Below are 14,139 nucleotides of genomic sequence, written 5' to 3' on the forward strand. Positions count from 1 at the left end.
TATCCGTGAAGGTGGCCGTACTGTAGGTGCTGGTGTTGTAGCAACTATCGTAGAGTAATAATTAGCCTAGCTAATTAATACTAAAAAGAGGTCACTTCGGTGGCCTTTTTTAATGCCTGAAGAAAAGTGTTTAGTTTTCAGCTATCAGCTATCAGTAGCTTGGTGTTAAATTATACTTAACACATAAAAAAGCACGACTTTAAGCCGTGCTATTAATTAAACTTTTTGACAACTGACAACTGACAACTGACAACTGACAACTGACAACTGACAACTGACAACTGACAACTGACAGCTTACACGCTAGTGTTTTTTCGCATACGCCTCAGCTTGCTTCCACACTCTTAGCGTATTTTCGCTTAAAATCTTTTTAATGTCGGCATCGCTATAGCCTCTGTCCATTAACCCTTGCACTAGGTTAGGGTAGCTCGCTACATCTTTTAGGCCAATCGGTAATGAATCCCCTACACCGTCGTAGTCAGACCCAATACCTACGTAATCAATACCAATTAATTCAACTACATGGTCAATGTGATCAAGGACTTGCTCAAGGCTTGCGAACGGGAATGGGTTTTTAGCACGGTACGCTGCGTCAAAGTCTTTACTTGGCTTAGTGCCTTCTTTTTTAACGGCCTCTTTAGTACTTTTGAGATCTTTGTACCATGTACCTGCTTGAGAGGTTACAAAGCTTGAGCCAAAGTTAATTTGAATAACCCCGCCATTCTTTTTAAGCGCTAGTAACATGTCATCATTCATATTACGCTCAAAGCCCGGCGTATATTTGCGCAATGAAGAGTGTGAGGCAATAACCGGTGTTTTAGATAGCTCCATTACCTGATAAAACGCATCATCTGATATATGCGATACGTCAATGAGCATACCGACGTTGTTCATTTCAGTTATCAGCTTTTTACCAAATGGGCTTAAGCCTTTCCATTTACGGCGAATATCGTATGACGAGTCAGAAATATGGTTACTTTGTGAGTGCGCAAGCGTGATGTAGCGTACACCGCGGTCAAAAAAGTGCTGTAGGTTTTCCATTTTTCCTTCAATTGGCGAGCCATTTTCCATACCCATCGCAATTGACAGTTTACCTTGCTCAAACTGCGCTTCTATATCTGCAGTAGAGCTGGCAATGGCAAATTTTTCTGGGGCGCGCTGTGCAATGGCTTCCATGCTATCAATCATTTGATTGGCTAGCTGATAACTTTTACCTTTGCCTTCAAATTCTAAGTGAGCAGGAATATAAATAGACATAAATGGCGCGTTTAAACCGCCCTTTACTGCGCGAGGGTAGTCAAAGTCGCCGCCATCGGTAGCTTTAGTTACATCAACCCATTTTTCGTGGATACGATAAGGTACATCAATATGGGTGTCGATTAAAATAGTGTCTTTTGCTAGTTTTACTGCTTTGTCTGACGGGCTTTTTACTTGCTCTGCAAAGGCTTGTGGTGTTAAAGCTAGTGATATGGCTACCACTAGAGTGCTGAGTTTTATCATGTTTTGGCTCTTTGGGTAAAAAGCCATTGTGTACGTTCAGCTCAAAAGTTACAAGTGTTAGGCGCTAATCAAACGACTGTGATTCATGCTCCTCGCTTTGTAGAGCTTTAAATTCATTTTTTGAAATAATAGTGACTGATTCATGTAGCTCAGAAAAAAACACCATGGCTTCACCGTTTTTAAGCTGCTGATTAACCTGCGCTACTTTACTTTGAATACTCACTTCTTGTTCACCGTAATCGGTGCCTTCACGAAGCACGTAACTTTCAATTAGGTTATAGAGGGTGTCTTTATCAAGTTGTTCAAAAGGGATAATCATAACTGCTTACTGCTCGCTTTAGTGGGGACGTGCTGGCCAAAATAATTAGGAACGGCTTGTTCAAGCCAAAATACTGGCCTAAACGGATTATTACCGCTAATAAACCCTACGTGGCCGCCTTTTTCAGAGACGCTCAGGGTAACATGCTCACTCACATCTTGCCTACTTGGCACAGCTTTAATCGACAACATTGGGTCATCTTTGGCATGAATGATTAACGTAGGAATCGCAATATGCTTTAAGTAAGGCATTGCGCTGGCTTTACGATAGTAATCGTACGCGTTTTCAAAGCCATGCAGTGGTGCGGTTAGTTGATTATCAAACTCTAGCAAATCGTCAATTTTCATTAACTGCTCAGAGGTAATAGGTATTTGTTGCTTAATTTGTGGCAATTTACGCTGCATTGACTTTTTCATTCTATCGAGCAAATACTTTTGGTAAATTTTGCCTAAGCTTTTGCGAATAACATCGCTTGATGATGATAAGTCATAAGGTGCCGAGACCACAGCGGCGGCACTTAACGGGCAATTTTCGCGCTCTTCGCCAAGGTATTTAGCCAGTACATTACCCCCTAATGAAAAACCAACAGCCATAATAGGGCGGCTTGGAAATAGCTCCCTTAAGTGATTTATAAAAAAAGCTAAGTCGGCGGTATCGCCACTATGATAAGCACGCGGTAAGCGGTTAACTTCACTTGAGCAATTTCTAAAGTGCATAAGTACTACGGCATAACCTTGCTTTTTTAAGGCTTTCATCATGCCTTTGGCATAAAAGCTATTTATGTTGCCTTCAAGGCCATGTAAAACCACAGCAAGAGGGGCGTTTTCGTTATGAGGCAGCGACCATGCAAGTTCAATAAAATCGCCGTCGGGTGTATCAAGTTGCTCAAGTTCGTAGGACGTATTGTGAAATGGACGGAAAAAACGCGGCATAATGGTTTGAACGTGACGATTGGTCATCCACCATGCTGGTTTAAACTTATTGATCATGTTTGTACTACGCACTATGAAAAAAACGAAACGTTAGTGTACCAAATTTTTCGCTTTATAAAATAAAAAGCGCCTAATCAGTAACCTGAGTAGGCGCTTTGTGCGTCGTGCTTAATGATGCTCGGGAACTTCAGCCTCGCTAATCTTTTTAACAAAGTAAAAAGCGTAAAATAGGCAAAGAGAAATCACGACGCCTAAAATCCCAAAAGACATAAATAAAACTGGGTCGCTAAAAAAGTCTCTAAAGAATACGTTCATGATCAATCTCCTCGTTCAGTTGATGGGTTAATCATAGAGCGAGTTTGCAAGGCGTAACGTGATCGAGATCAAACTATTTCCCTGCGTGGAAAAAGTAACCAAGTAAAGTTGATGTAGATCATGTTTTAGGGGCTATTCAGTGCCTACTGCAGCGTCTATAGGCTTCGAATAATCAATTGGCTTAAAGATTTTTTGCACAAAGAGAAAAGCATGAGAAGTAAATGAGAAAAGATATCTACGAGCCAACAGCGCCTAGACTTATATTTCTAGCGATATTAACTTGGCTGTTATTTTTCTCTAAAAGCGCAGCGCCTCTAACCCTCTTTGTGATTAATTGGCTTAAAGGTTTTTTGCACAAAGAAAATAGAATGAGCATTAGAAGAGGGTATAAAAACGGTCTGCCTAAGTGGCTTTCACATACTGCTGAATATTATTTGGCTTTACAGCTTCTAAAAAGGTAAATTTATTCGCTGTATCAATCAGTATTTGCTGTTGTTGCTTTTCAAGCTTTAGCTCTGCGCTTAGTAGCTCTTCACGTATTTTTGCATAGTCATTAATAGTATGCTGGTTGGCTTTTAAATACTTGCGTGTAGCACGCAGAGGCTTAAGTGCCTGCGTATCTAACTCATTTACTGAGTCTATTAAAACACTGAGCTGCTCGTATTTAATGCTAAGTTTAAGTGAGTCTAAGTACAGCAAAAATAAGCACAGATTAACGTTTTTACCTTGCTGGTTTTGCAGTGCCAGCAAGGTGTGTTGTTGCCCAGGCTTTGCGTACAAGGTGCACGCAAATTGCCAAAAGTCATCGCTATTGAGCAAGTTCATCAGCAAAGGCCTGTTCTTTTTCTTCCATTTCTTCAAGCGCCATAAGTAGCTCTTCTTCAGTGTCGTTTACTTTAGGGGTAAGCGTGGCTTGCTTGGCAATTAACTCTTTTAATTGCGCTTTGTTATCATCGTTGTAGAGTTCGTTATCGCCAAGCGCGACCTCTACCTCACTAAGCTCTGCGGAGTATTTTTCGAGCTGTTTTTCAAGCTTTTCAATTTGCTTTTTAAGCGGTTGAATAGTTTTTCTAAACTCGGCCTCTAAACGTTTTTGCTCTTTACGGTTAATGCCAGAATTCGCTTTAGGCTGGTCTGACTGCTCGCTTTTAGCGGCTTCTTTATTTGCATTAAGTAGCCACTGGTAATACGCGTCTAAGTCGTAACCAAACTGAGTCACTTTGCCATCATCGACTAAATAAAATTCATCAGCGGTGTTTTTAAGCATATGGCGGTCATGCGATACGGTAACCATGGCGCCTTCAAAGCCTTGCAGTGCCATCACTAGCGCGTGGCGCATTTCTAAATCAAGGTGGTTAGTAGGCTCATCAAGTAGTAGTAAGTTAGGCTTTTGATATACCAGCATAGCTAGCACTAAGCGGGCTTTTTCACCGCCCGAAAACGGCGCTACTGGCTCAAGTGCTTTATCGCCAATAAAGGCAAAGCCACCTAAAAAGTCACGGAGTGATTGCTCGCTTGCTTGTGGGTTTAAGCGCTGAATATGAGTCACTGCGCTTGCTTTTAAGTCTAGCGACTCTAATTGATGCTGTGCAAAGTAACCAATGTTTAAACCATGGTGCTGCACCACTTTACCCGCTTGTGGCTCAAGCTCGCCGGCTAAAAGCTTTATAAGTGTTGATTTACCCGCGCCATTACGACCGAGTAACGCAATGCGGCTGCCAGGGACTAAGTTTAGCGCGATATTATTTAAAATAGTGACATCGCCATAACCTGCTTTTGCTTTATCTAGGGTCATTAGTGGATTAGGCAGTGCTGTTGGTTCGGCAAATTCAAAGTCAAACGGTGAGTCGGCATGCGCTGGTGCTAGTTTTTCCATACGTTCAAGCGCTTTAACACGGCTTTGTGCCTGCTTGGCCTTACTGGCTTTGGCTTTAAAGCGAGTTATAAACTGCTCAAGGTGGGCAATTTGCTCTTGTTGTTTTTCAAACATTGCTTGTTGTTGCAACAAACGCTCTGCTTTTTGGCGCTCAAACTGTGAGTAGTTACCTTTGTACACATTAATAAGCTGTTTATCTACATGCCAAATTTGATCAACCACCGCATCTAAAAACTCACGGTCATGCGATATAAGCACTAGTGTACCTGTATAGGCGCGTAAAAAACGCTCAAGCCAATACACTGCGTCTAAATCGAGGTGGTTTGTTGGTTCATCGAGTAGCAGTAAATCGGCATCGCGAATAAGTGCTTGAGCTAGGTTTAAGCGCATACGCCAACCACCCGAAAAGGCGCTTACTGGGTTTTCTATTTGGTGATTAGCAAAGCCTAAGCCGTGCAGCAACTCGCCAGCTTTTGACTCTATGCTGTAGCCTTTAATATTTTCAAGCTGGATATGTACTTTGGCCTGCGTGTCACCATCGTTGGTTTGCTCAGCTTCACGCAGTGCAATACGCAGTGCGTAGTACTCAGGGTGGCCTTGCAGTACGTAATCAATGGCGCTTATTTCAAGAGCGGGAGTTTCTTGTTTTACAGAGGCAATAGACCAATCTTTAGGAATGCTGCAATCACCGGCATCCAACTGTAGCTCAGACTTTAATAAACTAAATAACGTAGATTTACCACAGCCATTAGCGCCTACAAGACCTACTTTGTGTTGTGGAAATAAAGTAGCCGAGGCATTTTTTAATAAGGCTTTTCCGCCACGAAGTAGTTCTATTTCTGAGATTTGGATCATGAATACGTTACTTTGCTATGCCCTTGTTAAGTTGGCGCTATCATACCATAGAACGTATTGCTCTTATCAAGCGTATCAACCTAGGAAGTTATACGATAAAATACGTGCAGTTCAAACCACAGGAAAAATGTTGTGAGACAAAAGAAGCGATTTATTGCTGGTGCATCGTGCCCCGAATGTAAAGCCATGGATACCATGATGCTATACAGAGAACATGATGTTGAAAAAGTAGAGTGCGTAGAGTGCGGCCACAAAATGGCGCAGCCCGATAACGCAGTTCAGGCATCTACTCGCCAATTTGAACAAGTTATTGGTGTATTTAAACCGGGCGATTAACCCGGTTTTTATTTTAGTAATGTGGCGGAGGTGGCTCTTGTATTTGTGACATTAGCGACGGCTGCTGCGCTTCTTTAAGTTTTTCTGCTAGTAACTCAGTTTGGCGCTTCATTTTAGCAAGCTGCTGTTGGTGTGCTTTTAGCTCGTCATTTAATATTTCTATTGTTTCGTCTTGAAAAGCAACTTTTGCCTCAAGCTCCATTAAACGATGTTCAATTGTGTTCATTTGCTTCTCGTATTGTAAAGTGCTCTGCAATTCCGCTCGAGCTCTCGGTTAGTAACGACTTGCCGTTATTTATAAACGTTACATCTAGCACCACAGCCGATTTAGGCTTACTGCCTGTACGTGGTGTGACTTGCCAAGTTTGAATTTTCTCTCCGCTGGGTAGTTGCCATAAATCAACGCGCTTATTAGGCGAGCCAGTTGCTAGCAATGTACCTTGTTCGTTAAAACGTACCGCAGTAAAAATTTTCTGACGCGCAATATACGCCAGTTTACTCACAAGATCACCTGTAGTCAGCTTCCATACATGTGCTTGCTTCATACTATCTGCGGTAAATGCGTAGCGACCTTGTGGGTCTAAGGTTACTTGGGTAACACGCGTAGGGTGATTAAAGCGATGAATTACTTGCCCTGTGCGCGTATCCCAAAAATAAGCAACGTAATCGTTCGAGCCGCTTAGGGCATAGCGCCCGTTAGGTGATAAATCAACGGTGTTTACTTTGTCTTGGTGGCCTAAAAATTCAATGCGGCGTCCGGTTTCTAGGTTTAAAAATACCACTACGCCGTCGCTTCTGCCGTATAAAACACTGCGGCCTTGGTTACTTATCGCAATATCGCGAATAGTGGCTTGTTGAATTTTATAGTAGCCGCGGTTTTCGCCGCTGTTAATATCCCACACGGCAAAGGTGGTTTTTTCTGCGGTAACGGCCACGCTATTATCAAAGGCAATAGCCACAGCATACACTAGGCTGTCTTGTGATTGCTGTTGAAACCATTGATATTTTAGCACCTGCTGTTGATTATCCCACAGGGCGACCCCATGGTGAATGGAGGAGACTAGGCTGTACTTACCATCGTTAGATACTGCCGAGGAAAACGCACCCTGTGCTGCGTGTTCAAAGCGTTGTGCAGCTTGCTGTTTTTGATCGCTACAAGCTATGGCTAAAAAACAGCTAAAAGCGATTAAAAAAGTACGAAATATCGACATATTACAGGTATTTCCTCTTAACTCTTAGTGACTGAGAGGTTAGACTAGGTCACGTTGAAGGCCTAGGGTGTTTGTCTAATCACTATAATAGGTTAGGTTTTAATTTAGTTAGTTATTAAACAAGCAGCCTATCATGTAGGCCGTTAATCTTTAACTAGTAATAATACAATAAATGACAACTGCAAAGTGTGTCGGAGATTTAAAATGAAAAAGACGATTAGATTGTCATTGATTGCAGCGTCGGTTTTAGCGCTTACAGCTTGTAATCAAGAAGCAAAACAAGAAAAGGCTGAAGTTAAATTAGACACTGTAGAGCAGCAACAAGCATACGGTATTGGTGCATCAGTAGGTAACTTTTTAAATAAAGACCTAGCTGATAAATCAGAGATTGGTATTGAACTAGACCAAGCACTATTAATTCGTGGTTTTGAAGATGCGCTTGCTGGTAATGCAAAAATTGACGAAGAAAAAATTCGTGAAGTACTTACTGAGCTAGATACATCTGTACGCGCTAAGCAAGAAGCTAAAGCAAAAGTTGAGTCTGAAAAAAGCAAAGAAGCAGGTAAAAAATACCTAGAAGAAAATGCTAAAAAAGAAGGCGTAACAGTTACTGAGTCTGGCTTACAGTACGAAGTGCTTAGCGAAGGCGAAGGCGCAAAGCCAGCAGCAACAGACGTAGTTAAAGTACATTACAAAGGTACTCTATTAGACGGTACTGAGTTTGATAGCTCTTATGCGCGTAACGAGCCAACTACGTTCCCACTTAACCGTGTAATTGCGGGTTGGACAGAAGGTTTACAGCTTATGTCTGTAGGGTCTAAGTACAAGTTCACTATTCCTTCTGAACTTGCTTATGGCGATCGTGACCTAGGTAAAATTCCAGCTAACTCAACACTTGTTTTTGAAGTAGAACTACTTGAAATACAAGATGATGAAGCGCCAGCGCAATAAGCAGTAGCTTATAACGCAAAAAGGGACCATAAGGGTCCCTTTTTTGTAGCTTTGTTTCTTATACCAATCCGCATTAATACTTAATTATGCGGGTTGGTATTAATCTGTGTGGTTAGAAAATAAATTATCTATTAGCTCATCTTCTAGCTCAAAGCGCACTTCTAACGTTTCGCCAAGTACCGACAAATCGTTATCAAACTCTTTAAGTAAATCTTCTTTATCTACTTCTGCGTATTTATCGTTAAAATCTAAAGCTATATCTGTTGTGCTTGAAATACGCGGGTATATTGTATTCGCTAGCTGTTGGCTTTCTAGGCCCTTTTTTTCACAGGCTTTAGCAATGTCATCGTACACTTCAAAATGACCTGCGGATAAGTAATCCATTAAAATTTGGCAAAATGCTTGAATTTGCTCAGGCTCTGGTAAGGCATGATCTTTGTTATCGTATGGCGAAAAACCAGCCATTTTACAATAAAGCACAATTAACTCTTGGCGCTCGTTTAACCACTTATCAATGACAGTATGGCTACCACCCCATTTTTGTTGAGCTTTTTCTACGCGCGTCAGCATTACTGTTCTCCTAAGCTGGGTCACTTTTATGGTTAAATTTAAATTTTCTTATACATCAAGATATATTTTATTTAAGTGTATATCAACAAGTAAAAGGTATGAGCCGGTATATGCGTGTATTTATTGTAGGTAAATTATTATTTTATGGCAGACAAGAAAAAACCACCGGTTAAGGTGGCTTAATTTCTTGTTTTGGCTTGTTAATACAAGCTTTCTTATTGTTGTAGAAGATTTTTGTTATTTTTATTATAAATATTTTTATTATTGTTGTTTAAGATTTTTATTATTGTTCTTGTTAACGCGGGACAAACAATAACAAGGTTTTTGTTATGTTGCAAACATATTAACAAAAAGTTTTTATTGTTAGTTCTTTTTGCTTATTTTGTAGTCATTAAAGGCTAAAAAAGCAACAAAAAGCGTTTAGCTAGTCGTAACTTAGCTTTTGCGTGCTTATCGATAGAGAGGCAATGAATATGGTGGTACAATCTTGAACAATTTCTATAATTCTCAGGATTATTACGCTATGAGTGAATTAAAAAACGACCGTTATTTACGTGCACTTGCCAAACAACCCGTTGATGTAACACCGGTATGGATGATGCGCCAAGCAGGACGCTATTTACCAGAGTACCGTGCTACACGTGCACAAGCGGGCGATTTTATGAGCCTGTGCCGTAATGCTGAGCTAGCGTGTGAAGTAACACTACAACCCCTTCGTCGCTACCCATTAGATGCCGCTATTTTATTTAGTGACATTTTAACGATTCCCGATGCAATGGGTTTAGGTTTGTACTTTGAAACCGGTGAAGGCCCTAAGTTCGAAAACCCTATCTCGTCACTTGCTGATGTTAAAAAAATTCCAAAGCTAGACCCAACTGACGAGCTTGGCTATGTAATGAACGCAGTAAGCACAATTCGCCGTGAGTTAAAGGGCGAAGTACCGCTTATTGGTTTTTCGGGTTCACCGTGGACACTAGCAACTTACATGGTTGAAGGTGGCAGCAGTAAAGTATTTGGTAAAATTAAAAAAATGGCGTTTGCAGAGCCGCAAACACTGCATTTATTACTCGATAAACTCGCTGATTCAGTGATTGATTATTTAAACGCGCAAGTAAAAGCCGGTGCACAATCGTTAATGGTATTTGACTCATGGGGCGGCGTATTAAGCCCGCGCGATTACAACGAGTTCTCACTGCAATACATGCATAAAATTGTTGATGGTTTAATTCGCGAATACGACGGTCGTAAAGTGCCGGTAACGCTATTTACCAAAAATGGTGGCCAGTGGATTGAAGCAATTGCAGCCACAGGCTGTGATGCAGTAGGTCTTGATTGGACTATTAATATTGGCGACGCTAAGCGTCGTGTAGGCGATAAAGTTGCACTGCAAGGTAATATGGACCCGTCAATGCTTCACGGTACGCCTGATCGTATCCGCCAAGAAGTAGGTACTATTTTAGAAGACTTTGGCACAGGTAATGGCCACGTGTTTAACCTAGGCCACGGTATTACACCAGATGTAGACCCAGAAAACGCCGGTGTATTTATTAATGCAGTACATGAGCTAAGCGCGCAATACCACAAATAACAGCAGTGGTATTAATAGCTACTAAAAAGCCCGCTAATTAGCGGGCTTTTTGCTGTGTGGTAATCGGGTTAAGTAAATAACCTATTTAAACCATTTAACGCCGCAACTCGGTAGGCTTCTGCCATAGTTGGGTAGTTAAATGTGGTGTTTACAAAGTAGTCAACGGTGTTGCCAGCGCCTTTTTGCTCCATAATGGCTTGGCCAATGTGAACAATTTCCGAGGCACGTTCGCCAAAGCAATGCACGCCAAGTACTTCTTTGGTTTCACTGTGGAACAGTATTTTTAAACTACCAACTTCTGTGCCCGCAATTTGCGCACGAGCCAAGTGCTTAAACTGTGCACGGCCCACTTCATACGGTACCTTTGCAGCGGTTAGCTGTTGCTCTGTTTTACCTACTGAGCTCATTTCAGGAATGGTATAAATACCGGCCGGTATATCTATAATTAGCTTGTCTTCGCAATTACCGCAGGCAATCGCATCGGCAGCTATACGGCCCTGATCAAACGCTGCACTAGCTAAGCTCGGATAGCCAATAACATCACCTACTGCGTAAACGTTGTCTACCTCAGTTTGGTACATTTCGTTGACTTTAAGCTGGCCTCGACCATCGGCTTTTAAGCCAATAGCTTCAAGATTTAGCGTATCGGTATTACCTGTACGGCCGTTAGCAAATAAAATACAGTCGGCTTTTACACGCTTGCCCGATTTTAAATGCATAACAACACAATCGTCCCGTGTTTCTACACGGTCAAACTCTTCGTTGTGGCGAATAACAATACCGCTGTTCCAAAAGTGGTAGCTAAGCGCGTCAGAGATTTCTGCATCCATAAAGGCCAATAAGCGGTCGCGGGTATTTACTAAATCTACCTTAGCGCCTAAGCCTTTAAATATTGAAGCGTATTCACAGCCAATAACACCCGCACCGTATATAAGAACACGTTGTGGGTCGTGCTCTAGGCCTAAAATGGTGTCGCTGTCGTAAATACGTGAATGGCTAAAGTCGACCTCAGGTGGGCGATATGGGCGTGAGCCGGTAGCAATCACAATCGTTTTTGCTGTTATACGCTCTGCTGAGCCATCAAGGCGCTTAATTTCAACCGTGTGTTTATCTACAAAGCTCGCATCACCTTGGTACATATGAATGCGGTTACGGTCGTAAAAGCTGCTACGTAAGTTTGACTGTTTAGAAATAACAGAACTTGCATGGCTTAAAATATCAGGAAATGTTAAGCGACTAGGGCGCTCACCAACATTAAAAAGTGGGTTTGCTTTGTATTCAATATAGCGGCTAACAGAATGGCGTAATGCTTTTGAAGGAATTGTTCCCCAATGTACACAGCCACCACCAACAGCTTGTTGGCGCTCAATTACCGCTACTTTTTTATCGTTTTTAGATAGGTTCATGGCGGTGCCTTCACCGCCAGGGCCCGTACCAATAATTATTGCGTCATATTGGTAAACTACAGGTGCTTTTTTTTGTTCTGGTTGTTTGGCCACAGCCACTCCTAAATTAATTAAAAGAGGCTTTTAATAACCTCGCATTAAGTGCTAGCCATGCCTGTTTTTGATTTTCCCAGGCGGCTTCCAGCTCATGGTATTGTGTCATTAATGCTGATTGTTCACACTGCTTTGCCATGTTATTTTTTTTAGCTTCTAACACTTGTTTTTGTAGTGAACAGTAATTTTGCAGTTTTTTCAGCAGTAAATCGTACTCTTGTTGTAATAATGTAAGCTTATCTTGCGCTAAAGGCAATTTTGAAAGGCGTGTTTGCGTTTTGCTCATTAGTGTTTCGGCTTTGGCTTTTTCTATGCGCTCAACTGGGGTACGCTTAAGTTTACTGGCTAAACCTAGTGCAGCTAAAGAGCGAATCATCCATTTTGTTGGGTCGTAATGAAACCATTTAATACCGTTACGGTAATCGCTTGCAAAAATATGATGAAAGTTATGGTAACCCTCGCCATAAGTAAATAACGCTAAAAAGCCGTTATCGCGCGCGGTATTTTTTTCAGTATATGGGCGTGAACCCCAAATATGAGCCAATGAATTAATGAAAAAGGTAAAGTGCTGGCTCAATACTAAGCGTAACAAACCTGCCAGTAGTAGCATGCCCCACACATCACCTATTAATAAACCAAGCACTAACGGCAGGCCAACATTCATCGCAATAACTAACTTTAGGTAGTGCTTGTGTTGCCACATAACTATTTTATTGCGTTGTAAATCACGGCAGTTACTGTAATCGCCGTAGCTGTCACCTTGGTAGTCACGTAGCATCCAGCCAATATGGCTGTACCAAAAGCCATTAGTAGCGGCGTAAGGGTCTTTTACTGGGTCGTCTACTTGGCCGTGGTGTATACGGTGATCGCTACTCCAGTGTAGCGCACTGTTTTGCAAAGCAAATGCGCCACCAAGAGCAAAAATAAATTCTATTGCAGGGTGAACGTTATAGGCTTTATGCGCCCATAATCTGTGGTATCCGGCAGTGATAGATAGGCCTGCGTAAAACATACAGCCTACAAATGCAATCCAATGCGCGCTGGTAAATCCGTAACTAATGCCGTACCAAGGTACAAGTGTGGCAGCCGCCAGAAAGGTTAGGCTAAAAAATAGGACGTTTGTCCAAATAATCGGTGGTTTATTCATCGTTTTTACTCTCAGCGTACAACTGTAAGCTAAAATAGTGTTTCAATCTCTTGGCGTCAAGTATTAGACTAGACAATTAGGCTAATTATCATTAAAACTTCATATAAAATTACTCAGGGAGCTGTGGATGTCGGGTGTTAGAGCACAACAGAAACAAAAAACACGACAAGCCTTAATTGAGGCGGCATTTAATCAGCTAAGTGCTGATCATAGTTTTTCTAATTTAAGCTTACGCGAAGTTGCCCGTGAAGCAGGCATAGCCCCCACCTCTTTTTATCGCCACTTTAAAGACATGAACGAGCTAGGTTTAACCATGGTCGACGAAGCCGGTTTAACGCTTCGCCAGCTTATGCGCCAAGCCCGCAGACGTATAGCCAGTGGTGGTAGCGTAATAAATACCTCGGTTGTTACCTTTATGGAGTTTATTGATAACTCAAGCAACCAATTTAGATTACTGCTGCGAGAACGTTCTGGCACCTCAAAAGCCTTTAGAGCCGCCGTTGCACGCGAAGTAAAACATTTTATTTTAGAACTTGCGCATTATTTAGAAAGCGAAACCAAGTGCGATTCAACCCACGCTTATATTCAGGCCGAAGCCATGGTTACGCTGGTATTTAATGCCGGTGCTGAAGCACTGGACATTGAAGGCCAGCAACGAGATGAATTAATTGAGCGTGTTATTTGGCAGCTGCGTTATATTACCCGCGGCGCAGGGCATTACATTAGAGAAACCAATAATCAGGTTTAGCTTAAAAAATTAGCAATAAGTTAATCTAAGCACGCAACTTTACTCAATACATTAATTTAATCTAAAAAGTGTAGCTGTGTGATTTATAAAACCTGAATATGCTATTTTTAGGCATATAAATTTCTTTAATGTGGGGTTTTTATTCCTTTGTTTGGAATTTTTATGCTTGCACCAATTGCTTTGTAATGTTAAAAATAGGCCTCACTGAACACACACACAAGAAACAAGATGCAAAATATTCGTTTAATTACACTAAAACTTAACCTCTTACTGCTATGGTCAGTGAGCGGGG

The 14,139-nt window shown here is 41.6% G+C and carries 14 protein-coding genes; 4 read left to right on the forward strand and 10 right to left on the reverse strand.

Translation table 11 applies throughout. The features are described from left to right. Positions 1–303: 303 nt before the first annotated feature. From WDB87_RS11755 to WDB87_RS11775, 5 genes are all read right to left on the reverse strand, one after another. Positions 304–1,500: a dipeptidase gene (locus WDB87_RS11755; protein WP_286245575.1), complete on the reverse strand. Its 1,197-nt coding sequence runs from the start codon at positions 1,498–1,500 to the stop codon at positions 304–306. A 64-nt stretch (positions 1,501–1,564) separates the two neighbouring features. Next, positions 1,565–1,819, reverse strand: a complete 255-nt coding sequence (locus tag WDB87_RS11760) for a YheU family protein (protein ID WP_055015505.1) — start codon at positions 1,817–1,819, stop codon at positions 1,565–1,567. Then, positions 1,816–2,808, reverse strand: a complete 993-nt coding sequence (locus WDB87_RS11765) for a hydrolase (RefSeq protein WP_337849969.1) — start codon at positions 2,806–2,808, stop codon at positions 1,816–1,818. Before WDB87_RS11765 ends, WDB87_RS11760 begins: the two co-directional genes overlap by 4 nt. Positions 2,809–3,468: 660 nt before the next feature. Then, positions 3,469–3,891 carry a TIGR02444 family protein gene (locus tag WDB87_RS11770; RefSeq protein ID WP_337849970.1) on the reverse strand — a complete coding sequence of 141 codons (423 nt, stop codon included), beginning with the start codon at positions 3,889–3,891 and terminating at the stop codon, positions 3,469–3,471. Further along, positions 3,875–5,797, reverse strand: a complete 1,923-nt coding sequence (locus tag WDB87_RS11775; protein ID WP_337849971.1) for an ATP-binding cassette domain-containing protein — start codon at positions 5,795–5,797, stop codon at positions 3,875–3,877. Before WDB87_RS11775 ends, WDB87_RS11770 begins: the two co-directional genes overlap by 17 nt. A gap of 132 nt (positions 5,798–5,929) precedes the next feature. On the opposite strand from WDB87_RS11775, the gene WDB87_RS11780 reads away from it, so the two are divergent. Then, entirely contained in the window at positions 5,930–6,133 is a 204-nt protein-coding gene (locus WDB87_RS11780) for a YheV family putative zinc ribbon protein (protein ID WP_004589620.1), read from the forward strand. Positions 6,134–6,146: 13 nt separating this feature from the next. On the opposite strand, the gene WDB87_RS11785 is transcribed toward WDB87_RS11780, so the two are convergent. After that, positions 6,147–6,359 (reverse strand): SlyX family protein, encoded by a 213-nt coding sequence (locus WDB87_RS11785; protein ID WP_337849972.1) that lies wholly within the window; start codon positions 6,357–6,359, stop codon positions 6,147–6,149. After that, a complete protein-coding gene (locus WDB87_RS11790) occupies positions 6,346–7,344 on the reverse strand; it encodes a WD40 repeat domain-containing protein (RefSeq protein ID WP_286245569.1) in 999 nt (332 codons plus the stop codon). Before WDB87_RS11790 ends, WDB87_RS11785 begins: the two co-directional genes overlap by 14 nt. A gap of 204 nt (positions 7,345–7,548) precedes the next feature. On the opposite strand from WDB87_RS11790, the gene fkpA reads away from it, so the two are divergent. After that, positions 7,549–8,295, forward strand: a complete 747-nt coding sequence (gene fkpA, locus WDB87_RS11795; protein WP_286245568.1) for an FKBP-type peptidyl-prolyl cis-trans isomerase — start codon at positions 7,549–7,551, stop codon at positions 8,293–8,295. 99 nt (positions 8,296–8,394) lie between these two features. Here the strand turns inward: fkpA and rsd are convergent, their stop codons facing one another. Beyond that, a complete protein-coding gene (gene rsd / locus WDB87_RS11800; RefSeq protein WP_286245567.1) occupies positions 8,395–8,865 on the reverse strand; it encodes a sigma D regulator in 471 nt (156 codons plus the stop codon). 523 nt (positions 8,866–9,388) lie between these two features. Here rsd and hemE point away from each other — a divergent pair. Continuing rightward, the gene (gene hemE, locus WDB87_RS11805; protein WP_055015496.1) at positions 9,389–10,453 is read left to right on the forward strand and encodes a uroporphyrinogen decarboxylase; all 1,065 of its coding nucleotides are present in this window, start codon (positions 9,389–9,391) and stop codon (positions 10,451–10,453) included. A gap of 68 nt (positions 10,454–10,521) precedes the next feature. On the opposite strand, the gene sthA is transcribed toward hemE, so the two are convergent. After that, complete coding sequence (gene sthA, locus WDB87_RS11810; protein WP_055015495.1) at positions 10,522–11,952, reverse strand: Si-specific NAD(P)(+) transhydrogenase; 1,431 nt, start codon at positions 11,950–11,952, stop codon at positions 10,522–10,524. A 13-nt stretch (positions 11,953–11,965) separates the two neighbouring features. Next, positions 11,966–13,099 carry an acyl-CoA desaturase gene (locus tag WDB87_RS11815; RefSeq protein WP_286245564.1) on the reverse strand — a complete coding sequence of 378 codons (1,134 nt, stop codon included), beginning with the start codon at positions 13,097–13,099 and terminating at the stop codon, positions 11,966–11,968. A 127-nt stretch (positions 13,100–13,226) separates the two neighbouring features. Here WDB87_RS11815 and fabR point away from each other — a divergent pair, with 127 nt between their 5' ends. Further along, positions 13,227–13,847: an HTH-type transcriptional repressor FabR gene (gene fabR / locus WDB87_RS11820; protein WP_337849973.1), complete on the forward strand. Its 621-nt coding sequence runs from the start codon at positions 13,227–13,229 to the stop codon at positions 13,845–13,847. Positions 13,848–14,139 lie beyond the last annotated feature (292 nt).

The organism is Pseudoalteromonas sp. C12FD-1 (assembly GCF_037414265.1).
Lineage (GTDB): Bacteria > Pseudomonadota > Gammaproteobacteria > Enterobacterales > Alteromonadaceae > Pseudoalteromonas.